Source organism: Pseudomonas palmensis, from assembly GCF_017848315.1.
Classification (GTDB): Bacteria; Pseudomonadota; Gammaproteobacteria; order Pseudomonadales; family Pseudomonadaceae; genus Aquipseudomonas; species Aquipseudomonas palmensis.
In genome coordinates this window covers 75,947-101,315 of sequence record NZ_JAFKEC010000001.1, presented here as the reverse complement: position 1 = coordinate 101,315, position 25,369 = coordinate 75,947, and the positions used below count along the sequence as shown (strand labels likewise).

At 65.6% G+C, this 25,369-nt stretch carries 23 protein-coding genes; 16 read left to right on the top strand and 7 right to left on the bottom strand.

What is annotated here, in order from left to right:
- Positions 1-119: 119 nt before the first annotated feature.
- The 6 genes from JZZ72_RS00475 (at position 120) to JZZ72_RS00450 (ending at position 7,325) form a co-directional block, all read left to right on the top strand.
- Entirely contained in the window at positions 120-728 is a 609-nt protein-coding gene (locus tag JZZ72_RS00475) for a YqiA/YcfP family alpha/beta fold hydrolase (RefSeq protein ID WP_210013882.1), read from the top strand.
- Positions 729-764: 36 nt separating this feature from the next.
- The gene (parE, locus tag JZZ72_RS00470; protein ID WP_043863558.1) at positions 765-2,669 is read left to right on the top strand and encodes a DNA topoisomerase IV subunit B; all 1,905 of its coding nucleotides are present in this window, start codon (positions 765-767) and stop codon (positions 2,667-2,669) included.
- Complete coding sequence (locus JZZ72_RS00465; RefSeq protein WP_058541604.1) at positions 2,666-3,652, top strand: esterase-like activity of phytase family protein; 987 nt, start codon at positions 2,666-2,668, stop codon at positions 3,650-3,652. The genes parE and JZZ72_RS00465 overlap by 4 nt, the downstream gene beginning before the upstream one ends.
- On the top strand, positions 3,649-4,167 hold the full coding sequence (locus JZZ72_RS00460; protein ID WP_043863556.1) for a retropepsin-like aspartic protease family protein: 519 nt from the start codon (positions 3,649-3,651) through the stop codon (positions 4,165-4,167). Before JZZ72_RS00465 ends, JZZ72_RS00460 begins: the two co-directional genes overlap by 4 nt.
- Before the next feature lie 10 nt (positions 4,168-4,177).
- Positions 4,178-6,442, top strand: coding sequence for a DNA topoisomerase IV subunit A (gene parC / locus JZZ72_RS00455; RefSeq protein WP_054915737.1), 2,265 nt, complete (start codon positions 4,178-4,180; stop codon positions 6,440-6,442).
- Positions 6,443-6,614: 172 nt separating this feature from the next.
- Positions 6,615-7,325, top strand: a complete 711-nt coding sequence (locus JZZ72_RS00450) for a PqiC family protein (RefSeq protein ID WP_043863554.1) — start codon at positions 6,615-6,617, stop codon at positions 7,323-7,325.
- 17 nt (positions 7,326-7,342) lie between these two features.
- Here the strand turns inward: JZZ72_RS00450 and JZZ72_RS00445 are convergent, their stop codons facing one another.
- Positions 7,343-8,836: a HAMP domain-containing protein gene (locus JZZ72_RS00445; protein ID WP_104572993.1), complete on the bottom strand. Its 1,494-nt coding sequence runs from the start codon at positions 8,834-8,836 to the stop codon at positions 7,343-7,345.
- Positions 8,837-8,971: 135 nt separating this feature from the next.
- Here JZZ72_RS00445 and serB point away from each other — a divergent pair, with 135 nt between their 5' ends.
- A complete protein-coding gene (gene serB, locus JZZ72_RS00440) occupies positions 8,972-10,186 on the top strand; it encodes a phosphoserine phosphatase SerB (protein ID WP_104572992.1) in 1,215 nt (404 codons plus the stop codon).
- Positions 10,187-10,339: 153 nt separating this feature from the next.
- On the opposite strand, the gene asd is transcribed toward serB, so the two are convergent.
- From asd to JZZ72_RS00425, 3 genes are read right to left on the bottom strand one after another with little or no spacing between them, the layout of a single operon-like run.
- A complete protein-coding gene (asd, locus tag JZZ72_RS00435) occupies positions 10,340-11,206 on the bottom strand; it encodes an archaetidylserine decarboxylase (protein WP_043863551.1) in 867 nt (288 codons plus the stop codon).
- A 9-nt stretch (positions 11,207-11,215) separates the two neighbouring features.
- On the bottom strand, positions 11,216-12,022 hold the full coding sequence (locus JZZ72_RS00430; RefSeq protein ID WP_043863550.1) for a rhodanese-like domain-containing protein: 807 nt from the start codon (positions 12,020-12,022) through the stop codon (positions 11,216-11,218).
- 46 nt (positions 12,023-12,068) lie between these two features.
- On the bottom strand, positions 12,069-13,589 hold the full coding sequence (locus JZZ72_RS00425; protein ID WP_054916178.1) for an HDOD domain-containing protein: 1,521 nt from the start codon (positions 13,587-13,589) through the stop codon (positions 12,069-12,071).
- A 148-nt stretch (positions 13,590-13,737) separates the two neighbouring features.
- Between JZZ72_RS00425 and motA the strand changes: the two genes are divergently transcribed.
- On the top strand, positions 13,738-14,589 hold the full coding sequence (motA, locus tag JZZ72_RS00420) for a flagellar motor stator protein MotA (protein ID WP_043863548.1): 852 nt from the start codon (positions 13,738-13,740) through the stop codon (positions 14,587-14,589).
- A gap of 3 nt (positions 14,590-14,592) precedes the next feature.
- A complete protein-coding gene (motB, locus tag JZZ72_RS00415; protein ID WP_043863547.1) occupies positions 14,593-15,609 on the top strand; it encodes a flagellar motor protein MotB in 1,017 nt (338 codons plus the stop codon).
- A 67-nt stretch (positions 15,610-15,676) separates the two neighbouring features.
- On the opposite strand, the gene JZZ72_RS00410 is transcribed toward motB, so the two are convergent.
- The gene (locus JZZ72_RS00410) at positions 15,677-16,156 is read right to left on the bottom strand and encodes a TIR domain-containing protein (protein ID WP_078479874.1); all 480 of its coding nucleotides are present in this window, start codon (positions 16,154-16,156) and stop codon (positions 15,677-15,679) included.
- Positions 16,157-16,827: 671 nt separating this feature from the next.
- Between JZZ72_RS00410 and JZZ72_RS00405 the strand changes: the two genes are divergently transcribed.
- Positions 16,828-17,115, top strand: a complete 288-nt coding sequence (locus JZZ72_RS00405) for a DUF3077 domain-containing protein (RefSeq protein WP_058541598.1) — start codon at positions 16,828-16,830, stop codon at positions 17,113-17,115.
- Between the two features lie 3 nt (positions 17,116-17,118).
- Here the strand turns inward: JZZ72_RS00405 and rsgA are convergent, their stop codons facing one another.
- Positions 17,119-18,150, bottom strand: a complete 1,032-nt coding sequence (gene rsgA / locus JZZ72_RS00400) for a small ribosomal subunit biogenesis GTPase RsgA (protein WP_043863544.1) — start codon at positions 18,148-18,150, stop codon at positions 17,119-17,121.
- A gap of 100 nt (positions 18,151-18,250) precedes the next feature.
- Here rsgA and orn point away from each other — a divergent pair, with 100 nt between their 5' ends.
- Positions 18,251-18,793, top strand: coding sequence for an oligoribonuclease (orn, locus tag JZZ72_RS00395; protein ID WP_043863543.1), 543 nt, complete (start codon positions 18,251-18,253; stop codon positions 18,791-18,793).
- A gap of 90 nt (positions 18,794-18,883) precedes the next feature.
- Positions 18,884-19,498 carry a trimeric intracellular cation channel family protein gene (locus JZZ72_RS00390; protein WP_173925102.1) on the top strand — a complete coding sequence of 205 codons (615 nt, stop codon included), beginning with the start codon at positions 18,884-18,886 and terminating at the stop codon, positions 19,496-19,498.
- An 87-nt stretch (positions 19,499-19,585) separates the two neighbouring features.
- Here JZZ72_RS00390 and queG read toward each other — a convergent pair whose 3' ends face one another.
- On the bottom strand, positions 19,586-20,653 hold the full coding sequence (gene queG / locus JZZ72_RS00385) for a tRNA epoxyqueuosine(34) reductase QueG (RefSeq protein WP_043863541.1): 1,068 nt from the start codon (positions 20,651-20,653) through the stop codon (positions 19,586-19,588).
- Positions 20,654-20,717: 64 nt separating this feature from the next.
- Between queG and JZZ72_RS00380 the strand changes: the two genes are divergently transcribed.
- The 4 genes from JZZ72_RS00380 to mutL are packed head-to-tail and all read left to right on the top strand — an operon-like array spanning position 20,718 to position 25,368.
- Positions 20,718-21,578 carry an NAD(P)H-hydrate dehydratase gene (locus JZZ72_RS00380; protein ID WP_058541594.1) on the top strand — a complete coding sequence of 287 codons (861 nt, stop codon included), beginning with the start codon at positions 20,718-20,720 and terminating at the stop codon, positions 21,576-21,578.
- A complete protein-coding gene (gene tsaE / locus JZZ72_RS00375) occupies positions 21,566-22,036 on the top strand; it encodes a tRNA (adenosine(37)-N6)-threonylcarbamoyltransferase complex ATPase subunit type 1 TsaE (RefSeq protein WP_043863539.1) in 471 nt (156 codons plus the stop codon). The genes JZZ72_RS00380 and tsaE overlap by 13 nt, the downstream gene beginning before the upstream one ends.
- A gap of 3 nt (positions 22,037-22,039) precedes the next feature.
- On the top strand, positions 22,040-23,464 hold the full coding sequence (locus JZZ72_RS00370) for an N-acetylmuramoyl-L-alanine amidase (protein ID WP_196932996.1): 1,425 nt from the start codon (positions 22,040-22,042) through the stop codon (positions 23,462-23,464).
- Complete coding sequence (gene mutL, locus JZZ72_RS00365) at positions 23,461-25,368, top strand: DNA mismatch repair endonuclease MutL (RefSeq protein WP_210013881.1); 1,908 nt, start codon at positions 23,461-23,463, stop codon at positions 25,366-25,368. The genes JZZ72_RS00370 and mutL overlap by 4 nt, the downstream gene beginning before the upstream one ends.
- Position 25,369 lies beyond the last annotated feature (1 nt).

Below are 25,369 nucleotides of genomic sequence, written 5' to 3'. Positions count from 1 at the left end.
ATCACCGCCCGGTTGTAACCTGATGTTTGAAAGTTGCCGCTCAAGGCTTCTCGAACAGGCTAAACTGCGCGTCTTTTGTGCTCGTTGCGACGGGCGTTGCATGGGCATCGGGGGCGATCATGTCGGGTTCGATTCTTTATATCCACGGGTTCAACAGTGCGCCCAGTTCGACCAAGGCCAGCCAGCTGAGCAGTGTGATGCAGCAGCTGGGGCTGGCCGGGCAGCTGCGCGTGCCCCTGCTGGACAACCATCCGCGCCAGGCCGTGGCGCAGCTTGAACGTGCCATCGCCGAGCTGGGTTCGCCATTGCTGGTCGGCAGCTCGCTCGGGGGCTACTATGCCACCCACCTGGCCCAGCGCCACGGGCTCAAGGCCCTGCTGATCAACCCGGCCGTCAATCCGCACCAGCTGTTCGACGGCTACCTGGGCCCGCAGCAGAATTTCTACACCGGGGAAACCTGGGAGCTGACACTGGACCACGTGCAGGCCCTGGCCGAGCTGGAAGTGCCCGCACCGAGCGACCCCGAGCGCTTTCAGGTATGGCTGCAGACGGGCGATGAAACCCTGGACTACCGCCGTGCCCAGGCCTTCTATCGGACCTGTGCGCTACGCATCGAGGCCGGTGGCGACCACAGCTTCCAGGGCTTCGCGCAGCACCTGCCGGCCATGCTGAGCTTTGCCGGCATTGCACCGCAGGTGTACCAGGCGTTCGATTTTTCTGTACTTTGACTGATTATTTTCACCTACGACTGACGACGAGAACCCATGGCCAATCCCAGCGCTAGCGCCTATAACGCAGACGCCATCGAAGTCCTCTCCGGCCTTGACCCGGTGCGCAAGCGCCCGGGCATGTACACCGACACCAGCCGGCCCAATCACCTGGCCCAGGAAGTCATCGACAACAGCGTCGACGAAGCGCTGGCCGGCCACGCTCGCACCGTGCAGGTCATCCTGCATGCAGACCATTCGCTGGAAGTGTCCGACGACGGTCGCGGCATGCCCGTGGACATCCACCCCGAAGAGGGCGTGTCGGGCGTCGAGCTGATCCTCACCAAGCTGCACGCCGGCGGCAAGTTTTCCAACAAGAACTACCAGTTCTCCGGCGGCCTGCACGGGGTGGGCATTTCGGTGGTCAACGCCCTGTCCAACCAGGTACGGGTACGGGTCAAGCGCGACGGCAACGAGTACCAGATGACCTTCGCCGACGGCTTCAAGGCCACCGAGCTCGAAGTGATCGGTACCGTCGGCAAGCGCAACACCGGTACCAGCGTGTACTTCGCGCCCGATCCCAAGTATTTCGACTCGCCCAAGTTTTCCATCAGCCGCCTCAAGCATGTGCTCAAGGCCAAGGCTGTACTGTGCCCGGGGCTGCTGGTCAGCTTCGAGGACAAAGGCACCGGCGAGAAGGTCGAGTGGCATTACGAGGACGGCCTGCGCTCGTACCTCGAAGACTCGGTAAGCGAGTTCCTGCGCCTGCCCGACGCGCCGTTCTGCGGCAGCCTGGCGGGCAACAAGGAGGCCGTGGACTGGGCCTTGCTGTGGCTGCCCGAAGGCGGCGACAGCGTGCAGGAAAGCTACGTCAACCTGATCCCCACCGCCCAGGGCGGCACCCACGTCAACGGCCTGCGCCAGGGCCTGCTCGATGCCATGCGCGAGTTCTGCGAGTTCCGCAACCTGCTGCCGCGCGGGGTCAAGCTGGCCCCCGAGGACGTGTGGGAGCGCATCAGCTTCGTGCTCTCGATGAAGATGCAGGAGCCGCAGTTCTCCGGCCAGACCAAGGAGCGCCTGTCGTCTCGCGAGGCCGCCGCATTCGTTTCCGGCGTGGTCAAGGATGCCTTCAGCCTGTGGCTCAATGCCCACCCCGAAGTGGGCATGCAACTGGCGGAACTGGCGATCAACAACGCCGGGCGCCGGCTCAAGGCCAGCAAGAAGGTCGAGCGCAAGCGCGTGACCCAGGGCCCGGCACTGCCGGGCAAGCTGGCCGACTGCGCCGGGCAGGACCCGATGCGCGCCGAGCTGTTCCTGGTCGAGGGTGACTCGGCCGGTGGTTCGGCCAAGCAGGCGCGCGACAAGGAGTTCCAGGCCATCCTGCCGCTGCGCGGCAAGATCCTCAACACCTGGGAAGTCGACGGCGGCGAAGTGCTGGCCAGTCAGGAAGTGCACAACATCGCGGTGGCCATCGGCGTCGACCCCGGTGCCACCGACATGAGCCAGCTGCGCTACGGCAAGATCTGCATCCTGGCCGACGCCGACTCCGACGGCCTGCACATCGCCACTTTGCTCTGCGCCCTGTTCGTGCAGCACTTCCGCCCGCTGGTGGAGGCCGGCCACGTGTACGTGGCGATGCCGCCGCTGTACCGCATCGACCTGGGCAAGGAGATCTACTACGCCCTGGACGAGGCCGAGCGCGACGGCATCCTCGACCGCCTGGTGGCCGAGAAGAAGCGCGGCAAGCCGCAGGTCACCCGATTCAAGGGCCTGGGCGAGATGAACCCGCCGCAGCTGCGTGAAACCACCATGGACCCGAACACCCGGCGCCTGGTGCAGTTGACCCTGGAAGACCTCGAAGGCACCCGCGAGATCATGGACATGCTGCTGGCCAAGAAACGTGCGGGCGACCGCAAGAGCTGGCTGGAGTCCAAAGGCAACCTGGCCGAGGTACTGGCTTGATCGCTCGGTGCCTGGCAGCGCTGTTGTCACTGCTGGGCGTGCCGGCGCTGGCCGAAACCTGGCCGGAGCTGGCGATGCAGAGCGAGCATCCGGTAGAGGGCATGCGTGGCGGCAACCTGTCGGGGCTGGCCCTGTGCAACGGCGAGCTCTGGACCGTCTCGGACCGCGACGACGACCTGCTGTACCGCCTGGACACCACCCAGACGGTGTGGCAGGCCGAAGGTATTCGCCTGGAGGTGCCGCCGGTGCCGGACAGCGGCCTGCCCTGGGGCCTGCGCTCGAGCAACTGGGCAATGTCCTACGTGCGCGGCGGCGAGCTGGATTTCGAAGGCATCAGTTGCGATGCCGCAGGCAATCACTACCTGGTCAGCGAAACCCATGTGGCGGTGCTCAAGGTACCAGTCGCAGGCGACCCCAGCTGGCTGAAGATCGACCCGAGCATGGTCCGCCAGGCGCGCGCCAGCGGCATGCTGCTGCACTTCAATGCATTGTTCGAAGGCATCGCCGTGAACCCGGCCGGCGATCGCCTGTGGCTGGCCGCCGAGCGCGAGCGCCGCGGGCTGATTTCGATCAATCGCCAGCAGACCACCTGGCACTGCGGTGATGGCTGCGTGCTGCTCAGCGAGGCCGGCACCGAGATGCAGCCTGCGCAGATGCCCAACGCCCGCGAGCGGCCCCGGGATTTTGCCGACCTGGCGCTGTTCGAAGGCAAGCTTTTCACCCTGGAGCGCAACGCCTACCGTATCTGCCGGCGTGATGCCGACACTGGAAGCGTGGAGCGCTGCTGGTCGTTCGCTGCCGATGCCCTGATCGAATCGCGGCAGTATTCGCAGCCGTTCGGCCTGGCCGAGGCCCTGGTGATCGATGCCAAGGGTGCCTGGATAGGCCTGGACAACAACGGCGGTCGCCGCGCCGATGGTGAAAACCGCCCGATCGTGTGGCGCTTTGCAGCGCCCCAGGGCGGCTGGAGCGCCAAACCGTGAGCCAGGCACCGGGCAAGCGTGCCGGCCGGGTGATGCTGGTGCTGGCGTGGGCGGCCGGCCTGTTCCTGGCCACGCGCTTTTTCGGCGACTGGGAACAGCGCCAGGCCAACCCCAACAGCCAGATCAGCTCGCAGCACGGCGATGGCTATGTCGAGGTGCGGCTGCTGGGCAATGGCCAGGGGCATTTTGTGGCCGACGGTCTGATCAACGGCCAGGCCGTGCATTTTCTGCTGGATACTGGCGCCACCGACGTGGCGATCCCCGAGAGCCTGGCCCGGCAGTTCAGCCTGGAGCGTGGTGCGCCCGTGACCCTTAGTACCGCCAATGGTCGTACCGAGGGCTATCGCACCCGCCTCGACAGCCTGCAACTGGGCGATATTCTGCTGCGCGACGTACGCGCCCTGGTGGTGCCGGGGCTGGACGGCGAGCAGGTACTGCTGGGCATGAGTGCCCTGAAACGACTCGAATTTACCCAGCGCGGCGGCACCTTGCTGCTGCGCCAGACCTTGAAATGATGAGGCCCGCATGAGCGACTCCCTTGATCTCAGCCTCGATGGCGTAGAGCGCCGGTCACTGGCTGACTTCACCGAACAGGCCTACCTCAACTACTCCATGTACGTGATCATGGACCGTGCGCTGCCGCATATCGGCGACGGTTTGAAGCCGGTGCAGCGACGCATCGTCTACGCCATGAGCGAACTGGGCCTGGACGCCGATTCCAAGCACAAGAAATCGGCGCGTACCGTCGGTGACGTGCTCGGCAAGTTCCACCCGCATGGCGATTCGGCCTGCTATGAAGCCATGGTGCTGATGGCGCAGCCCTTCAGCTATCGCTACACCCTGGTCGACGGCCAGGGCAACTGGGGTGCGCCGGACGATCCCAAATCCTTCGCGGCCATGCGCTACACCGAAGCGCGCCTGTCGCGCTATTCCGAGGTGCTGCTCAGCGAGCTGGGCCAGGGCACTGCGGACTGGGGCCCGAACTTCGACGGTACCCTCGACGAGCCCCTGGTGTTGCCGGCACGTTTGCCGAACATCCTGCTCAATGGCACCACCGGTATCGCCGTGGGCATGGCCACCGACGTGCCGCCGCACAACCTGCGCGAAGTGGCCACAGCCTGCGTGCGCCTGCTCGACGAGCCCAAGGCCACGGTCGAACAGCTGTGCGAGCACATCCAGGGCCCGGACTACCCGACCGAAGCAGAGATCATCACCCCGCGCGCCGACCTGCTGAAAATCTACGAAACCGGCCGTGGCTCGGTGCGCATGCGCGCCGTGTACCACATCGAGGACGGCGACATCGTGGTCACCGCGCTGCCGCACCAGGTGTCGGGCGCCAAGGTGCTGGAACAGATCGCCGCGATGATGCAGGCCAAGCCGTCCAAGGCGCCGCAGGTGGCCGACCTGCGTGACGAATCGGACCACGAGAACCCGTGCCGCATCGTGATCATCCCGGTGCACAGCCGCGTCGACCACGAAGCGCTGATGCAGCACCTGTTCGCCAGTACCGACCTTGAGTCCAGCTACCGGGTCAACATCAACATCATCGGCCTGGACGGCAAGCCGCAGTTGAAGAACCTGCGCACGCTGCTGGTCGAGTGGCTGCAGTTCCGTGTGCAGACCGTGCGCCGTCGCCTGCAGTTCCGCCTGGACAAGGTGGAGCGTCGCCTGCACCTGTTGGACGGCTTGCTGATCGCCTACCTCAACCTGGATGAAGTGATCCACATCATCCGTACCGAGGAGCACCCACGGGCCAGGTTGATCGAGCGCTTTGCATTGAGCGAGATCCAGGCCGACTACATTCTCGACACGCGCCTGCGCCAGTTGGCCCGTCTGGAAGAGATGAAGCTGCGCAACGAGCAGGACGAACTGCTCAAGGAACAGGCCAAGCTGCTGGCGCTGCTGGGCAGCGAAGCCAAGCTCAAGAAACTGGTGCGCACCGAACTGCTGCAGGACGCCGAAACCTATGGTGACGACCGTCGCTCGCCGATCGTCGAGCGCGCCGAAGCCCGTGCGATGACCGAGCACGACCTGCTGCCCAACGAAAAGGTCACGGTGGTGCTGTCCGAGAAGGGCTGGGTACGTTCGGCCAAGGGCCACGACATCGATGCCACCGGGCTCTCGTACAAGGCCGGCGACGGCTTCAAGACCGCAGCCGCGGGGCGCTCGAACCAGTACGCGGTGTTCATCGACTCCACCGGCCGCAGCTACTCGGTGCCGGCGCATACGCTGCCGTCGGCACGGGGCCAGGGTGAACCGCTGACCGGTCGCCTGACCCCGCCGCCGGGTGCTTCGTTCGAGTGCGTGCTGATGCCCGAGGATGACGGCTTGTACGTGATTGCCTCCGATGCCGGCTACGGCTTCGTGGTCAAGGGCGAAGACCTGCAGGCCAAGAACAAGGCCGGCAAGGCCCTGTTGAGCCTGCCGAACAACGCCAAGGTGATCCTGCCGCGCCCGGTGGGCAACCGCGAGCAGGACTGGCTGGCGGCGGTGACCACCGAAGGGCGCCTGCTGGTGTTCAAGATCAGCGACCTACCACAGCTGGGCAAGGGCAAGGGCAACAAGATCATCGGCATTCCGGGCGATCGCGTGGCCAGTCGTGAAGAATTTGTCACCGACCTGGCAGTGATTCCCGAAGGTTCGACCCTTGTATTGCAGGCCGGCAAGCGTACCCTGTCGCTCAAGGGCGATGACCTGGAGCACTACAAGGGCGAGCGTGGGCGGCGTGGCAACAAGCTGCCGCGCGGCTTCCAGCGGGTCGATGCGCTGCTGGTGGAAAACGTCGAATAAGCGACCTGGTGGCCGCAAACGGGTATTTTAGTGACCGTTTGCGGCTTAAACACTGGAGTCGCACGGAACTTTCGCGGATGATAGGCCCCTTGTGGTGCCAGCGTAGCTGCGTGCCCGACGTATTCATGAGTATCACTGCGGCAAGCCGTGTGGCGGCCGCCTGGATGGGATGATGACTTTTCTGCGCCTTCCATTTGTTCTACTGCTCAGTGGCGTGCTGGGCTTGGCCGGGTGCAGCATGCACCAGCCGGTAGCGCTGTATCAGCTCGACAGTGGCGAGCCGGGGCAACCTGGCCAGAGCAACGGCATGGCCGTGGTGCTGGGGCCGGTCTCGGTGGCCGACTACCTGCAACGCGAAACCCTGCTGCAACGCCAGCGTGACGGCAGCCTGACGGCGGCGACCGATGGTCGCTGGGCGGGCAGCCTGTCGGCCGACATCGACCAGTTGCTGGTGCGCCAGCTGGCCTGGCGCCTGGACAGCCAGCGTGTGGTGCTGGCACCGGCCAGCACCGGGTTCAACCCGGATGTGCAGGTGCTGCTGTCGATCACGCGCCTGGATTCGGGCGTCGGCCAGCCGGCGATCCTCGATGCCCAATGGCGCTTGCTTGATCGTCGCGGTCAGGTGCGTGACAACCGCATCGTGCATTTCGAGCAGCCCCATGAAGGCAGCTCGGCGGCGCAGGTACAGGCGCAGGGGCAACTGCTGCAGCGTCTGGCCGAGCAGCTGAGCGTGGCGTTGAAGCCGTTGGCCAATCAGCCGCCGATCGTGCAGGAACAGCCGAAGAAGGCCACGCCGGTACAGCAGGTGCGCAAGGAGCCGGAGAAGCCGAAGATTCCGATGGCGACACCGATTCGTACCGAGATGGAAGTGTTCCGGTTTTAACCGGCTCCTACGGGGCCTCAGGTCTTGATCTGGCGCTCGTGCATCCGTGCCAGCTGACGCTCCAGCATCGACGGATACGGCTCCATCAGGCGCTCCACACAGCACGCCCCTTCAGGGCTGGCAATCGGGCGGATGCGGGCACGCTGGCGAATCAGCGCATCATCACTGACCTTGCGCTCCACCAGCAGCAGGTTGCGGCTGTGTTGCGACAACGCCAGGGCATCCTGGGCCTTGTCGGTCAGCAGCAGGTCGATCTGGCTCAGGCCGTGCAGGTCTTCACCCAGCGCCAGGCCCAGCTGCAATTGCAGGGTAATCCCGCTGTCGGCCACTTCCACCTGCAACGCATGCCCCAGGGCACGCAGCAGTTCGCCACAGCAGATGGCGTTGGTCAGGTAGTCCTCGCCGCTTTCCGAGCTGTGGAACAACAGCAGCGTGCTGCCATCGTTGAGCGTGTGCACTTCGCTTTCATACAGCGACGCGGCCTGGTCGAGGCAGTCGCGGTAGCGGTCCAGCAGTTCGGTCAGACGTGCCCGAGGCAGGCGGCGCAGTTGCTCCTGGGAGCCCAGTTGCACCGCCAGCACCGCACTGGCCTGCGGCTCGCGTGGCGCAGTGGGTACTAAAGCCTGCGGCGCGGCATCGCTGTCGTCGCGCAGGTCGGCAAACGCCTCGTCGTCGTCTTCATCATGCGCTACTGGCCTGGGCAGCGCCGGCTTGGGCTCCAGCGCCGGCTCGCGCAGGTTGCGCACCTGCAAGGCCGGCTGCGCTTCATGTTCGTCGTAGTCGTCTTCTTCCTCGGGCTCTGCTTCAGGCTCCGGCGGTGGCGGGGCAAAGCGCGAATGCAGCTGGCGCGCCAGGTCGCCGATCTCGTCCTGGCGGTCGGTGGCCGGGGTGTAGGCATCCAGGTCGCGCAGCCACACCCGCAGTTGCAGCAGCGGCGTCGAAATAAAGCGCCCCAGGCGCAGGCTCAAGGCCAGGGCCAGGGCCAGCAGGATCGCCGCCAGAATGCCCATGCTCTGCAGGCTGATGGTCAGCGGCTGCTGGAACTGGCTCATGTCTAGGCTGATGCGCAGTTGCCCGGCCGTCACGTCCTGGAAGGTGATCTTGGTCTGGTACAGGCCCTCGACCTCGCCCAGCAGGCCGTTTTTCGGGCGCTGGCCGGCTTCGGCGAGGATCCGGTTGTCGACGCTGTAGATGGCGGCATGGGCCACCAGCGGGTTCTTCACCAGGTTGCCGAGCAGCACGTTGAGGCTGAGGATGTCGTTGGACACCAGCAGTTCGGTGGCAGACGTGGCGGTCTGCGTGGTCAGGCTCTGACCCAGGGCGTCGGCCTGCTCGTGCATGGCCTGCTTGAACTGCAGGCCCATGACCCCGGCGTAGATGACCAGCGCCAGCGCTACCAGAAACACGTTGTGGCAGGCGATCCGCAAGGCCAACGGCACACGGCGCTGGCGCAGGGCACGGAAGATCAGCAGGAAGAAATTGTCGGTTTTAACTGGCGTGGGCCGGTTCACAGAGCGCGGCTCTTTATGTCGGAGAAGGTGCTGCGCAGTATAGCGACAGGGCATGGGCCGGCAAAGTATCGACTGCGCCCGATGGTCTGCGAAAGTGGGTAGAATGCGCGTTTTGTCACTGTGTCGGAGCCCGTTTTGCGCGAAATCGTTCTGATTAACATCACCGGCGAGGACCGTCCGGGTCTCACCGCGGCCATTACCGGCGTGCTCGCCCAGGGCGGGGTGAACATCCTCGACATCGGCCAGGCGGTCATCCACGACACGCTGTCGTTCGGCATCCTGGTGGAAATCCCCAGCACCGAGCAGGCCAGCGCCGTGCTCAAGGACATCCTCTTCACCGGGTACAAGCTGGACCAGCAGGTGCGCTTCACCCCGGTTTCCGAGCAGGACTACCAGCAGTGGGTCGACGGCCAGGGCAAGGCCCGCCACATCGTGACCCTGCTGACGCGCAAGGTCACTGCCGAGCAGTTGCAGCGGGTGAGCTCCATCACCGCCCAGTACGGGTTGAACATCGACCATATCGACCGTCTGTCGGGTCGTATCGCGTTGGACACCCCGGCCGACCAGGGCAAGGGCTGCATCGAGTTCTCCGTGCGTGGCGAGCCGGCCGACCCGCAGGCCCTGCGTGCCGAGTTCCTCAGCGTGGCGCAGGAGCTGAACGTCGACATCGCCTTCCAGCAGGACTCGCTGTTCCGCCGCAACCGTCGCCTGGCGGTGTTCGACATGGACTCCACCCTGATCGAGGCCGAGGTCATCGACGAGCTGGCCAAGGCGGCAGGCGTGGGCGAGCAGGTGTCGGAAATCACCGAGCGTGCCATGCGTGGCGAGCTGGATTTTCGTGCCAGCTTCAAGGAGCGCCTGGCGCTGCTCAAGGGCCTGGACGTCAGCGTGCTGGACGAGATCGGTGCTTCGCTGCGCCTGACCGAGGGCGCCGAGGTGCTGTTCGCCGAGCTCAAGCGCCTGGGCTACAAGACCGCGATCCTGTCGGGTGGCTTCACCTACTTTGCCAAGCAGCTGCAGGCCAAGCTGGGCATCGACTATGTGTTTGCCAACGAGCTGGAAGTGGTGGACGGCAAGGTGACCGGCGTGGCCGTGGAGCCGATTGTCGACGCGCAGCGCAAGGCTGACCTGTTGACCGAGCTGGCACGCAAGGAAGGCTTGCAGATGGAGCAGACGATTGCCGTGGGCGACGGTGCGAACGACCTGCCGATGCTGGCGATTGCCGGCCTGGGCGTGGCGTTCCGGGCCAAGCCGCTGGTCAAGCAGTCGGCCAAGCAGGCGATCTCGACGCTGGGGCTGGATGGGGTGCTGTATCTGCTGGGCTTCAGGGATCGCGACGGTCGCGACTGAGAAAGCGCGGCCGCTGCGCGGGTCAAGCCCGCTCCCACAGGTTTGCCATCGCTCCAGAAGGCCGTGCAGCCCCTGTGGGAGCGGGCTTGACCCGCGATGAGGCCCGACAGCCAGGCACAAAAAAGCCCGCATCGCTGCGGGCTTTTTGTTGGGTCAGGCGTGCTGCGCCGGCAACCCCAGGCATTCGCCCATGTTCACCACCGACCCCGCACCCAGCGATTCGGCCCACTTCACCTGCTCTGGCCCGAACAGCACCACAGCCGTCGAACCCAGCTTGAAGCGGCCCAGCTCGGCGCCTTTTTCCAGGTGGATCGGTGCACGCGCTGCCTCGTCGTAGCGGAAGGTCTTCAGCTCGCGCTTGGGCGGCGTGACCAGCCCGGCCCATACCGTCTCGACCGACGCCACGATCATCGCGCCCACCAGCACCACGGCCATCGGCCCGCGCTCGGTATCGAACAGGCACACCACGCGCTCGTTGCGCGCAAACAGTTCCGGCACGTTTTCGGCGGTGGTCTGGTTGACCGAGAACAGCCGGCCCGGCACGTAGATCATCTCGCGCAGGGTACCGGCCAGCGGCATGTGCACGCGGTGGTAGTCCTTGGGCGACAGGTAGATGGTGGCGAATTCGCCACCCATGAACGGCGCGGCATTGGCCGGGTCGCCGCCCAGCAGCTCAAGGGCGCTGAAGCTGTGGCCCTTGGCCTGGAAGATGCGGCCATGCTCGATCGGGCCCAGCTGGCTGACAGCGCCGTCGGCCGGGCACAGGATCGCCCCCGGGGTCTGGTCCAGCGGGCGGGCATCCGGCTTGAGCGCGCGGGTGAAGAATGCGTTGAAGTGCTCGTAGGCGGTCAGGTCTTCGACCTGGGCCTGGGACATGTCGACCTGGTAGCGCTTGGCGAACCAGGCGGTGAAGGCATTCTTGAACCATTTAACGCGGCATTCGGCCACGCAGCCGGCCAGGCGCGACAGCAGGTGGTGGGGCAGCAGGTACTGGCTGATGATGAACAAGCGGGATTTCATTGAATTTCCTTAAACTTCTACAGGCGTGTCGGGGTGGTTGCCCCATTCGCCCCATGAGCCGGCATAGGCCTTGACCCGTGGGTAGCCCAGGTGTTTGGCCACAAGATAGGTGAAGCCGGAGCGGTGGTGGGTCTGGCAGTGGGTGATCACTTCCTTGTCGCGGGTGATGCCCAGCTGCTCGAGGATCTGGGGCATGTCCTTGCGGATGCGCAGGTGATCGTTCTGGTCCATGCCGGCCGTCCACTCGAAGTTGACCGCGCCCGGGACGTGTCCGCCCTTGGCGGCCAGCACTTTCTCACCCCGGTATTCCTGCGGGCTGCGCGCATCCCAGACCGCCAGGTCGGCAGCGCCCAGGCGGCTTTGCAGGTATTCGCGGGTGGCGGTGGGGGCTTCGTGCAGGGTCAGGCTGACGCTGCCGGCAGCGGGCGCGGGCACATCGGTCGAGAGCTCGCCGGTCCAGCCCAGCGCGCCACCGTCGAGGTAGTGGTAGCGGGTATGGCCGATCACATCCAGCAACCAGATGAAGCGCCCGGCCCAGCCGCCGCCTTCGTCGTCATACACCACATACACGGCGTCCGGGTTGTGCCCCAGCTCGCCGAACAGCTTTTCCAGGTCGCCTTGGCTCGGCAGCAGCCCGGGCGCCGGTGGCTGGCCCAGCTGGGTGCGCTTGGGGTCGACGAAGCGCGCACCGGGAATGTGCCCGCTGCCATAGCGTTTCGTGCTGGTCAGGTCGACCAGGATCAGCCCCGGCGCATCCAGGCGGGCTTGCAGGTCGGCGGGTTCAATCACCAAGGGCAAGCCGGAAAAGTCAGTCATCCAGAGTCTCCAGATCGGAACAGAGTGGGCGATTGTAGCGCATGGGTCAGGTGCTGCGGTTGCTGAAGGCGGTGAGGGCGCGCTCGATGCACTGGGCGGTCTTGCCGAACGCCTGCACGCTGATCTCCGAGAACGGGCCGCCGCCCTGGTCGGCCAGCACCACCATCACCACCTTGCCGTTGCTCGACAGCGAGCGCAGTAGCAGGTGCTGGCCACGGAACAGCACGCGCAGGGTGCCGGGCAGCAGGGCACCGAACTGGGCATAGTTGTCCGGGGTCAGGCGCAGTTGTGCCGACTGGGTCAGCAGGCGTTGCAGCAGCTTGCTCTGGGCGAGCGGCACCACCAGGCCGCCGGCCTCGGCGGGCAGCCCGGCGATCTGGTGCACGCGCAGGTGGGTCATGCCCTTGTCGGCCATCAGCATCATCACCCGCTGCATGCCGCAGGCCACCAGGGCATCGCGGGCGTAGGTGGTCAGGTGCATGGCGTTGGTGAATGCACTGGGCTCTACCAGCAGGTCGGCGCAGTACTTGCGCCAGGCCCCCAGCGATTCGGTCGAGGGCACGTCGGCAGGCCGCAGGCGGCGGTGCACGTAGTGCGAGCCGGTCGGCCAGATCAGCGATTCGGCGGGGTGGTAGAGGTCGTCGTCGGCGTGCAGGCGCGCACTGTTGGCGGCCTGCTGGTGCACCTGTTGCTGCACGTCGCTCAGCGGCACCTGCAGGTACAGGCTGGTCAGGCGTTGCCAGCGCTGGCTGTGCGGGCAGTCCCAGGCGTGCTGCGCCGCCAGGGCCAGGCCGTTGGCCAGCAGTACGGTGTTGGCCGGCTGGTTGAGCCAGCGGCGCAGGGCCGGGTCGGCGTCCAGCAGCTGTTGCTGGCGCAGCGGGTTGTCGTGCAGGCGGGCGATGTGCATGACCTTGACCAGCAGGCGGCGTTCTTCGCTGAGCACGTGGTAGCCCTGGGTGACCCAGTTGGGCAGGCGCCAGTAGTCGGCCAGGGCGCGGCACAGCGCCAGCAGGGGTACACCGAACAGTTCGCGCTCCACGCGCAGGGCCGGCTCGCCGCGGTGCACCACGCGCACTTCCCATTCCTCGATCAGCTTGGGGTGCGCCAGGGCCAGGGTCCACAACGGCGAGAGGAACAGCAGGCTGCCCCAGTGGATCTCCTGCCACAGCCGTGCCAGTTGGCTGGCGAACAGGCCGCTGGCCTGCTGGCTGGCATGCAGGCTGATCATCTGCAGGTGGCGCAGGGCCTTGGGGATCTGCGCCGGCGGCGCGGTGGGCAGGCGCAGCAGCAGTTCTTCGGCGCGCTTGAGGCCAAGCCGGTTGAGGGCGATTTCCAGGCTTTCGGCCGGCTCGGCCATGCTGGCGTGGGTATGCCGGTTGGCTTCGCGCATCACGCTGAGCACCAGCGCGGGGCTGTCCTGCATCAGATCGGCGATGTCACGCAGCGAGCGGCGGCTGTCGCCGATGGCGGCTTTTACCCGCTCGTGACTGTCCAGCGGCACCGGCAGTTGCACGCTGTCGAGCAGTTTGATCCAGGCGTCTAGGGTCTTTGGAATTTGAGTTGGCACGTGAGTTCACTAGGCATGCTGGGAGGTGGCCGAACTGGCTTTTCGCCTTGACTGGCTATAGTCTGGCGCAGAACTGCCGATAAGTAGAAGAAGAGTTTTACGAACTTCCGCCCCCGACCCTGACCACGACAGTAAGTGCTTCCAATCTATGGCTAAAATTATCGGCATCATTGTCGTATTCGCGAGCGTGCTTGGCGGATACGTTCTTTCTCACGGCAAGATCGCGGCCCTGATTCAGCCTTTCGAGGTGCTGATCATCGGCGGTGCCGCCTTTGGTGCGTTCCTGCAGGCCAACCCCGGCTACATGACCATGCATGTGATCAAGAAGTCGCTGAGCATGTTCGGCTCGCGCTTCTCGCACACCTTCTATATAGAAGTGCTGGGCCTGATCTACGAGATCCTCAACAAGAGCCGGCGCGAAGGCATGATGGCGATCGAGGGCGATATCGAAGACGCCGCGGCTAGCCCGATCTTCGCCAAGTACCCGGCGGTACTCAAGGATGAGCGCATGACCGCGTACATCTGCGACTACCTGCGCATCATGTCCACCGGCAACATGGCCCCGCACGAGCTCGAAGGCCTGTTCGACATGGAACTGCTGAGCATGAAGGAAGAGCTCGACCACCCGTCCCATGCCGTGACCGGCATCGCCGACGGCATGCCCGGCTTCGGTATCGTGGCGGCGGTACTGGGTATCGTGGTGACCATGGCCTCGCTGGGCGAAGGCGACCAGAAGTCCATCGGCCTGCACGTGGGTGCGGCGTTGGTGGGTACCTTCTTCGGTATTCTGGCGGCCTACGGCTTCTTCGGCCCGCTGGCCACCTCCCTGGCCCACGACGCCAAGGAAGAGGTCAACGTGTACGAGGCGATCAAGGCCGCACTGGTGGCGTCGGCCTCCGGCATGCCGCCATCGCTGGCGGTGGAGTTCGGTCGCAAGGTGCTGTTCCCCAAGCACCGTCCAAGCTTTGCCGAGCTGGAACAAGCAGTTCGCGGTCGCTGATCCATGGAAAACAATCAGCCGATCATCATCAAGCGCGTAAAGCGCTTCGGCGGCGGCCATCACGGCGGCGCCTGGAAAATCGCGTTCGCCGACTTCGCCACGGCGATGATGGCGTTCTTCCTTGTGCTGTGGCTGCTGTCCACCGCCACGCCCGAGCAGAAGATCGCGATTGCCGGCTACTTCAAGGACCCTATCGGGTTCTCCGAGAGTGGCACCCCGTACATCATCGACCTGGGCGGCTCGCCGGAGCTGGCCCCGGAAAAGACCATCAACCCTGAAGTGCAGTCCGAGCCGACGCCTGACACCAGCATCCAGCTGGACAAGGACGCGGTCGAGAGCATGGCCGAGCAGGTCGAGAAAGACCGCTTGAACCTGGTGCTGCAGGAGCTGCAGAACAAGGTCGAAGAAAACCCGCAACTGCAGAAGTTCAAGGACCAGATCCTGTTCGAGATCACCCAGGACGGCCTGCGCATCCAGATCATGGACGCCGAGAACCGGCCGATGTTCGACCTGGGCAGTGCGCGCCTGCAGCCGTACTTCGAGGACATCCTGCTGGCCATGGCCGACACCATCAAGGCGGTGCCGAACAAGATCAGCATCAGCGGCCACACCGATGCCAAGCCCTACGCCGGCACCGGTGATTACGGCAACTGGGAGCTGTCGGCCAACCGTGCCAACGCGGCGCGTCGGGCGCTGGTGGCCGGTGGCTATCCGGATGCCCAGGTGGCGCGGGTGGTGGGGTATGCATCGTCGTCGCTGTTCGACCGCGAGAACCCGCTCAACCCGGTGAACCGTCGTATCGACATCATCGTGCTGACCAAGAAGGCCCAGCGCACCATCGAGGGCGAACAGACCTCGCCGACGCCGCCGGACGCAGCCCAGCCGGGCGCGGCACCTGCGCCGGGCGCTGCGGCACCGACGCCCGAGCCCGAGCCGATGCAGCCGCGTGAACTGCGCGAGAAGCTGAACATCTTCGAGGATGGCGTGTTGAAGATGGACGAGCCCAACAAGCCGCAGTGAGCCGGCAGCCGACAACGCCCGCATGGAGTGATCCGTGCGGGCGTTGTGCTGTGTGGGGTTCGGCATTTCAGTAGCCGCGACCGATGCTGGCCTTGAGCTCGGCCTGGAAGTGCTGGGCATTGCAGCGATTGTCGCCAGGTGCGGCCTGCGTGGGCAGGTTGAGGGCACGGCCAAGGGTGTGTTCCAGGCGGTACGCGCTGACGAACAGGTCCAGGTCGGCGGCTTGCGCCATGGTCGGCAGTTCGCCCAGGTAGGTGGGGCTGGCCGGCTCGCCCAGCTGGAACGTGGCGACCCGTCGGTCGGCCAGCGCTGCGGCGCCCAGGGCGAAGGGCACCCACCAGGCGCCGCAGGTGTTGCCCGACACCAGTACGATCAGGTGGGTGCAGCCGTGCAGGCTGCGGCTGATGAGGGTGGTGAGGGTGCAGGCATCGTCGGCCTGGGGGTCGATGGCCTCCAGGCAGGTGGCGAGGCCCTCGAGGCGCAGGTGCTCGCCGATGGCCATGGCGGCGGCCAGGTCGTTGCGGCAGTAGAGGAGTGAGACTGGCATCCGGAGGTCCCTGGTGGGCGCAAATCTGGTGCGGGATACCTTTGATGATTACGACGCGTGGTGCAAGGCGTGGGATTGAATCAGGAGGTGGACTACATGCCTGGGTGAAAAGGCCTACAAATGTGTTGCGACAACTGACGCCTTCGCCGGCAAGGCCGGCTCCTACAGGTGTCCGCGTAAGGCGAATCTTCGGAATTTCCCTATTCCCTGTAGGCCCCTTCCCAATCATACTTTTGCCGCTTTCCCGCCATTGCGGTGGTCACGGTAGCGCTCTAGTCTGCGTCGCGTCGTTGGTGTTCAACGACCGGTTTTGACAGGCCGTATTTATCGTGGGCATGCGCAGCCTTTATGGCGACTGTGCGTGGGGCACATTCGTGTGCGCCGAGTCCCGGTGATCGGTCTGTCAACCCGCGTACAGTTGCCACCCATTTGTTTGACAGCAGATGTGGGCGACTCCACCACCGGAGGTCCCATGTTGAAAATCGTCCCCGATCCACCCCAATACGCCAATCTGCCCCTCGAAGACATCCTCTCGTGCACTGATCGCGAGCGCTGCGCGCTCGTTCGCCGGCAAGGCCGGCTCCTACAAAGGCTCGCAGTACCTGTAGGAGCCGGCCTTGCCGGCGAAGACGCCCGTAGAGCCAATTAAGAAAGTCGTCGGGAGATAACAGATGGAAAACAGCTCAGTCTTCAAGACACTAGGCGTCGGCACTTTCGGCGAAGGCGAGGGGGGCCCGAGCGCCGAGCGCCTGTTTCGCGTGCAAGCCGGCCACAACGCCGACTTCGCCCTGGAACAATCGGCCCTGCTGCTCAGTTGCGCCTACAAGCTCACCTTGCAAGCCGGCATCGAGCCGGATGGCACGCTTGTCTGGGCGGCACATTACCTGAGCGGCATGTCCAAGGCCCTGGTCGAGGATGTGGCGCACGCGATGTTCATCGAACAAACGCCTGCGCCATGACCGTCAGTAGCTGTCCTGCGGCAGGCTGGCAATGATCGAGCGATAGCTGTTCATGCGCTGCTGCTGCACGCGCCCGTCTTCCAGCGCCTTGAGCAGCGCACAGCCCGGCTCGCGGTCGTGCTTGCAGTCGCGGAAGCGGCAGGTGCCGATCAGGTCGTTGAACTCGATGAAGCCGGCCTCCACGTCCGCCCGGCTCACGTGCCCCAGGCCGAACTCGCGAATGCCCGGCGAGTCGATCAGCTCACCGCCACCCGGGAAGTGATACAGCCGCGCGGTGGTGGTGGTGTGCTGGCCCTGGCCCGACCACTCCGACAGCTCGCCCACGCGGGTGTCGACATCGGGCAGCAGGCTGTTGACCAGCGACGACTTGCCCACCCCGGACTGGCCGACGAACACGCTGATGTGCCCATCGAGCAAGGTCTGCAACTGCTGCATGCCGTCGCCATGGTGCGCCGACACTTCCAGCAGCGGGTAGCCCAGCTGACGGTACACCGCCAGCAGCGCATTCAGCGCCGGGGCGTTCTGCTCGTCGATCAGGTCGGCCTTGTTCAGCAGCAGCAGCGGGCGGATACCGGCATGCTCGGCGGCCACCAGGTAACGGTCGATCAGGTTGGCATGCGGCTCGGGGGCCGGGGCGAACACGATCACGATCAGGTCGACGTTGGCCGCCACCGGCTTGAGCTGGCCACGGCTGTCGGGGCGGCACAGCTCGGTGCTGCGCGGCATCTGCGCCACGATCACGCCGATACCCTGGTTGCCGGCGCGCCATACCACCTTGTCACCAGTGACCAGCGCCGGCAGGTTGGCGCGCAGGTGGCAACGGAACACCTGGCCGGCCACGTCGCCGTCCTGTGCTTCGACTTCTACCTGCACGCCGAAGTGTGCAATCACCAGGCCCAGTTGTTCAGGCCCCAGGTCGCCGCCTTCGAGGGTGTCCAGCGTGTGCTGTTCGCGTTTGGCAGCGCGGGCGGCGCGCTCACCCTGGATTTTTTCGATGCGCCAGTTCTGGCGGCGATTGAGCTGGCGTTTGGCCATGTAGGTCTCGTTTCGTCAAGCAAAGCATGTGAGGGTGCAACGGCGTCGAGTCTAGCACGCTCCACTAGGCTAAACTGCGCGCCTACCGAGGAGCAGAATCATGCAGAACCCACAGAACCTGATCTGGATCGATCTGGAAATGACCGGCCTGGATCCGGACAGCGACGTCATCATCGAGATGGCCACCATCGTCACCGACAGTGACCTGAACACCCTGGCCGAAGGCCCGGTGATCGCCATCCACCACAGTGACGAGGTGCTGGCGCGCATGGACGAGTGGAACACCCGTACCCACGGCAACTCCGGCCTGACCCAGCGCGTGCGCGAGAGCAAGGTGAGCATGGCCGAGGCCGAGGCCGAGACGATCCGCTTCCTGGAGCAGTGGGTGCCCAAGGGCAAGTCGCCGATCTGCGGCAACAGCATCTGCCAGGACCGTCGCTTCCTGTACCGCCACATGCGCGAGCTGGAAAATTTCTTCCACTACCGCAACCTGGACGTGTCCACCCTCAAGGAGCTGGCCGCACGCTGGGCTCCCGAGGTGCGCGACAGCTTCAAGAAGGGTGGCACGCACCTGGCGCTGGACGATATTCGCGAATCCATCGCCGAGCTGCGCCACTACCGCGAGCACTTCATCAAGTTCTGACCCGCACTGCGCCAACAATCGTTGGCGCGCCCCCTTTTGGTGCCTGGGGCAACTGGGTAGACTGCGCGCCTCTTTGCACGGACCTGCGCCATCATGCTGTTGATGCTCTATTTGATCGCCATTACCGCCGAAGCCATGACCGGGGCGCTGTCGGCCGGGCGGCGCGGCATGGACTGGTTCGGCGTGGTGCTGATCGCCTGCGTCACGGCCCTGGGCGGAGGCTCGGTGCGCGACGTGCTGCTTGGCCACTACCCGCTGACCTGGGTGAAGCACCCGGAGTACCTGGTGCTGACCAGCGTGGCGGCCTTGATCACCATTTTCATCGCGCCGCTGATGCGCCACCTGCGTTCGCTGTTTCTGGTGCTCGATGCGCTGGGGCTGGTGGCGTTCACCCTGATTGGCTGCATGACCGCGCTGGAAATGGGCCAGGGCATGCTGGTGGCATCGATCAGCGGGGTGATCACCGGCGTGTTTGGCGGCATCCTGCGGGATATCTTCTGCAACGACATTCCGCTGATCTTCCGGCGTGAGCTGTATGCCAGCGTGTCGTTTCTGGCGGCGTGGTTCTACCTGGGGTGCGTGTACTTCAAGGTGCCGGGGGAGCAGGCGATTCTGCTGACGCTGTTTGGCGGGTTGCTGCTCAGGCTGCTGGCGATACGGTTTCGCTGGGAAATGCCGAAGTTCCAGTACAACGACGAGCATTGAGGGCCTGTTCGCCAGCAAGGCTGGCTCCTACAGACGGTACCGGCCTGTGTAGGAGCCGGCCTTGCCGGCGAAGGCCGCACCGCCTGCCTAGAGGCGTGCCTGATGCTGACGCAGCGCCCACTCCACATGCTCCCTCACCAGCTCCGACGGATACTCCCGCCGCGCCTGGAGCGCCTCCAGCACCGGGATGGTCGAGGGCGCATTGCCCAGCCCCACCGCCAGGTTGCGCAACCAGCGCTCATACCCCGCCCGGCGCAGCGGCGAGCCTTCGGTGCTGGCCAGAAACGTCTCTTCATCCCACATGAACAGCTCCGCCAGCCCGGCATTGTCCAGCCCGTGGCGCGGCTTGAAATCCGCTTCGCCGGTGGGCCGGGCAAAGCGGTTCCACGGGCACACGATCTGGCAATCGTCACAGCCGAACACCCGGTTGCCGATCAGCGGCCGCAGCTCTTCGGGGATCGCGCTCTTCAGTTCGATGGTCAGGTACGAAATGCAGCGCCGCGCATCCAGCACATACGGCCCCACGAAGGCCTGGGTGGGGCAGATGTCCAGGCATGCACTGCACCGCCCGCAATGCTCGGTGGCCTGCGCCTCGTCCACCGGTAGCGGCAGGTCGACGAACAGTTCGCTGAGGAAGAAGTAGCTGCCCGCCTTGCGGTTGAGCAACAAGGTGTTCTTGCCGATCCAGCCCAGCCCGGCCTGTTCGGCGATGGCCTTTTCCAGCACCGGCGCGCTGTCGACGAAGGCGCGGAAGCCGAACGGCCCGATGTCTTTCTGGATGCGCTCGGCCAGGTGTTGTACGCGCTTGCGGACCAGCTTGTGGTAGTCGCGGCCCAGTGCATAGCGCGAGATGTAGGCCTTTTCGGGCTGGGCGAGCATCTGCGCCATCTGCGTGTCGCCCGGCAGGTAGTCCATGCGCAGCGACACCACGCGCAAGGTGCCCGGCACCAGCTCGTCGGGGTGCGAGCGTTTGCTGCCATGGGCGCCCATGTACTCCATCTCGCCGTGATAGCCCTCGGCCAGCCAGCGTTCCAGGTGTTTTTCGTGTTCGCCCAGCTCCACACCGGCAATGCCGACGTGCGCAAAGCCCAGTTCACGGCCCCAATCCTTGATCGATTGGGCGAGGGCGGGTAGATCGAGGGGGGAAGCAGACATGCGAAATAGGGCAACGATGACTCAGGTGCGTATAATTCTGCCAGACATCGGAGCCGAACGACGCATGCCTCAGACCAAACACCCTGCAAATCAGCCATTGGTGCTCACCAGCGTCACCCTGGCGAGCCTCGCGCCGCGCTCGAATGCCGCGCACAAGGGCGACTTCGGCCATGTGCTGGTGGTCGGTGGCGACCGTGGCACGGGCGGTGCGGTGCTGCTCAGTGCCGAGGCGGCGCTGCGCTGCGGCGCCGGCCTGGTGTCACTGGCCACCCGCAGCGAGCAACTGCCCGCCGCGCTGGCCCGCCTGCCCGAGGTGATGAGCCTGGGCGTGCATTCGGCCAACCAGTTGATGGCGCCGATTGAACGCGCCACCGTACTGGTGGTCGGACCCGGACTGGGGCAGGCCGCCTGGGGGCGCAGCCTGCTCTCGGCGGTGGTGCCGGCCAGGCACGCCCAGGTGTGGGATGCCGATGCGCTGAACCTGCTGGCGCAAGCACCCTTGCCGCTGGCGGCGGGTAGCATCATTACCCCGCATCCGGGGGAGGCGGCGCGCCTGCTGGGGATTTCCACCGAAGCGGTGCAGGCCGATCGCTCCTGGGCGGCGCTCAAGCTGGCGCGCAAGTACGCGGCGGTGTGTGTGCTTAAAGGCGCCGGCACGCTGGTGGCCGACCCGGCCGGGCAATTGGCACTGTGCCAGCGCGGTCACCCGGCCATGGCCGGTGCCGGCCTGGGCGATGTGCTCAGCGGCGTGCTGGGTGCGCTGCTGGCCCAGGGCATGCCGGCCTGGGACGCCGCCTGCCTGGGGGTGTGGCTGCACGCCTGTGCCGGCGAGCGCCTGGGCGTACAAGGTCGCGGGCTGGCGGCCAGCGACCTGATACCGGTCATTCGTCAAGTTCTGGAGGAGCATTCAGCGTGTCAGGTGTAACCCTGTTTATGGCCGACGAAGCGGCCATGTGTGAGTTCGGTGCCCGTATCGCCCAGGTGACCAAGGGTCACGGCGTGATTTTCCTCGAGGGTGACCTGGGGGCCGGCAAGACCACCCTGTCACGGGGCATCATCCGTGGTCTGGGACACATCGGCGCGGTGAAAAGTCCTACCTTCACCGTGGTTGAGCCCTACGAGATTGGCGACATTCGTGCCTTCCATTTCGACCTGTATCGCCTGGTCGATCCGGAGGAGCTGGAGTTCATGGGCATTCGCGACTACTTCGAAGACGACGCCCTGTGCCTGTTCGAGTGGCCCCAGAAGGGGGCGGGCATTTTGCCAAAGCCCGACCTGACCATTACCATAAGCCCCCAGGCGGACGGGCGTTCGCTGAACCTGTTGCCGCAGGGCTCTCGCGGTGAAGCCTGGTGTGCCGCTCTGGCCTTGGATATCAATTAGAAAATGGGGATAGGTATGCGCTTTCGCGCACTGTTTGGCGTTGTAGGACTGCTGCTGGCGGCAGTAACCGTCGATGCCTTCGCGATCACGCAAGTCAAGAGTGTCCGTTTATGGCGTGCGCCGGACAACACACGCCTGGTGTTCGACCTGTCCGGCCCGGTGCAGCACAGTGTGTTCACCCTGACGGCCCCGGATCGCTTGGTGATCGACATCAATGGCGCAACCCTGGGTGCGCCTTTGAACGTGTCCACCTCCAATACCCCGATCACCAGCGTGCGCTCGGCGCAGCGCACCCCTACCGACCTTCGCGTGGTCATCGACTTGAAAAAGTCGGTGACGCCCAAGAGCTTCACCCTGGCGCCCAACGCCCAGTACGGCAACCGTCTGGTGGTCGACCTGTTCGATCAGGAATCCGACGCCACGCCACCCACCCCGACCCCGTCGGTGGCCACCACGCCGGCCGTGCCGGTGACCCCGACGCAGCCGGCGATCAAGCTGACCCCGGTGCCCAGCGGCAAGCGTGACATCGTGATCGCCATCGACGCCGGTCACGGCGGCGAAGACCCGGGTGCGTCCGGCTCGCGCGGCCAGCATGAGAAAGACATCGTGCTGGCCATCGCCAAGGAACTGCAGCGCCAGATCAACAGCGAGAAGGGCTTTCGCGCCGAGCTGACGCGTACCGGCGACTACTTCATCCCGCTGCGCAAGCGTACCGAGATTGCGCGCAAGAAGGGCGCCGACCTGTTCATCTCGATCCACGCCGACGCCGCGCCGTCCAAGGCGGCCTTCGGTGCCTCGGTGTTCGCCCTGTCCGACCGTGGCGCCACGTCCGAGACGGCGCGCTGGCTGGCCGACAGCGAAAACCGCTCCGACCTGATCGGTGGTGCCGGCAACGTCAGCCTCGACGACAAGGACCGCATGCTTGCGGGCGTGCTGCTCGACCTGTCGATGACCGCCTCGCTCAGCTCCAGCCTCAACGTGGGGCAGAAGGTGCTGGGCAATATCGGCCGGGTCACCCCGCTGCACAAGCGCCGCGTGGAACAGGCCGGGTTCATGGTGCTCAAGTCGCCGGACATCCCGTCGATCCTGGTGGAAACCGGGTTCATCTCCAACGCCAACGAAGCCTCCAAGTTGGCCACTGCCAGCCATCAGCAGGCCCTGGCACGCTCGATCCACAGTGGCGTGCGCCAGTTCTTCCAACAAAACCCGCCGCCGGGCACCTACATCGCCTTCCTGCGTGACAGCGGCAAGATCGCCCAGGGCCCGCGCGAGCACACCGTGCGTCCGGGCGAGACCCTGGCCATGATCGCCGTGCGCTACCAGGTCAGCGTGGCCAGCCTGCGCAGCACCAACGGTCTGAAAACCGATGAGCTGAAGGTTGGCCAGAACCTCGACGTACCGGCCACCACGCTGGCTGGCCAGCCATGAGCAGCGGCGCTCGCATCGAGCTGCTCAGCCCGCGGCTTGCCAACCAGATCGCCGCAGGCGAGGTGGTCGAACGCCCGGCCTCGGTGATCAAGGAGCTGCTGGAAAACAGCCTCGACTCCGGTGCCCGGCGCATCGACGTCGAGGTGGAGCAGGGCGGGGTCAAGCTGCTGCGGGTGCGCGATGATGGCAGCGGTATCGCTGCCGACGACCTGCCGTTGTCCCTGGCGCGGCACGCCACCAGCAAGATCCGCGACCTGGAAGACCTCGAGCGGGTAATGAGCCTGGGCTTTCGCGGCGAGGCACTGGCGTCGATCAGCTCGGTCGCGCGCCTGACCCTGACCTCGCGCACCCGCGACGCCGACCAGGCCTGGCAGGTTGAAACCGAAGGCCGCGACATGTCCCCGCGGGTGCAGCCGGCAGCGCATCCGGTGGGTACCTCGGTCGAGGTCCGCGACCTGTTCTTCAATACCCCGGCCCGGCGCAAGTTCCTCAAGACCGAAAAAACCGAATTCGACCATCTGCAGGAAGTCATCCGGCGCCTGGCGCTGGCGCGCTTCGACGTGGCCTTCCATTTGCGCCACAACGGCAAGAGCGTCCTCAGCCTGCATGAAGCCCATGACGACACGGCCCGCGCACGGCGCGTGGCCTCGATCTGCGGCCCGGGCTTTCTGGAGCAGGCGCTGCCGATCGAGGTGGAGCGCAACGGCCTGCATCTGTGGGGCTGGGTCGGCCTGCCGACCTTCTCGCGCAGCCAGGCCGACCTGCAATACTTCTTCGTCAACGGCCGTGCCGTGCGCGACAAGCTGGTCGCCCACGCGGTGCGTCAGGCCTACCGCGACGTGCTGTTCAATGGTCGGCACCCGACCTTCGTGCTGTTTCTGGAGGTCGACCCCACCGGCGTGGACGTGAACGTGCACCCCACCAAGCACGAGGTGCGCTTTCGTGACGGGCGCATGGTGCACGACTTCCTGTACGGCACCCTGCACCGGGCGCTGGCCGATGTGCGCCCGCAGGATCACCAGCCGGGTGCAGCCGCTGCCCCCGAGGTGGAGCGCCCCAGTGGCCTGCAGGCCGGCGAGTTCGGCCCCCAGGGCGAGATGCGCCTGGCCGCCAACCTGCTCGAACAGCCCCCGGCGCAGCCGATGCTGAACACGGCAGGCAGCGCCGCGGGCAGTGGCTCGGGCGCCGGCTACCAGTACCAGTACACCCCGCGTCCGGCCCAGGCATTGCCCGCGGCCGAGGCCCAGGGGGTGTATCGCGAATTCTTCGCCCCGCTGCCCGGCAGCGAGCCGGCCAACCTGCCCCAGGGCCAGGGCGATGTTCCTCCGCTGGGCTATGCGCTGGCGCAGCTCAAGGGCATCTATATTCTTGCCGAGAACGCCCAGGGCCTGGTGCTGGTGGACATGCATGCGGCCCACGAGCGGATCATGTACGAGCGGCTCAAGGTGGCCATGGCTAGCGAGGGCCTGAGCGGCCAGCCGCTGCTGGTGCCCGAGTCCCTGGCCCTGAGCCAGCGCGAAGCCGATTGCGCAGAAGAACACGCGGCGTGGTTCCAGCGCCTGGGCTTCGAACTGCAGCGCCTGGGCCCGGAAAGCCTGGCTATTCGGCAGATCCCTGCGTTGCTCAAGCAGGCCGAGGCCAATCGCCTGGTGCAGGACGTGCTGGCCGACCTGATGGAATACGGCACCAGTGACCGTATCCAGGCACACCTGAACGAGCTGCTCGGCACCATGGCCTGTCATGGCGCGATTCGCGCCAACCGGCGCCTGGCCCTGCCGGAAATGAACGGCCTGCTGCGCGACATGGAAAACACCGAGCGCAGCGGTCAATGCAACCATGGCCGACCGACCTGGACCCAGATGGGCCTGGACGATCTGGACAAACTGTTCCTGCGCGGTCGCTGAT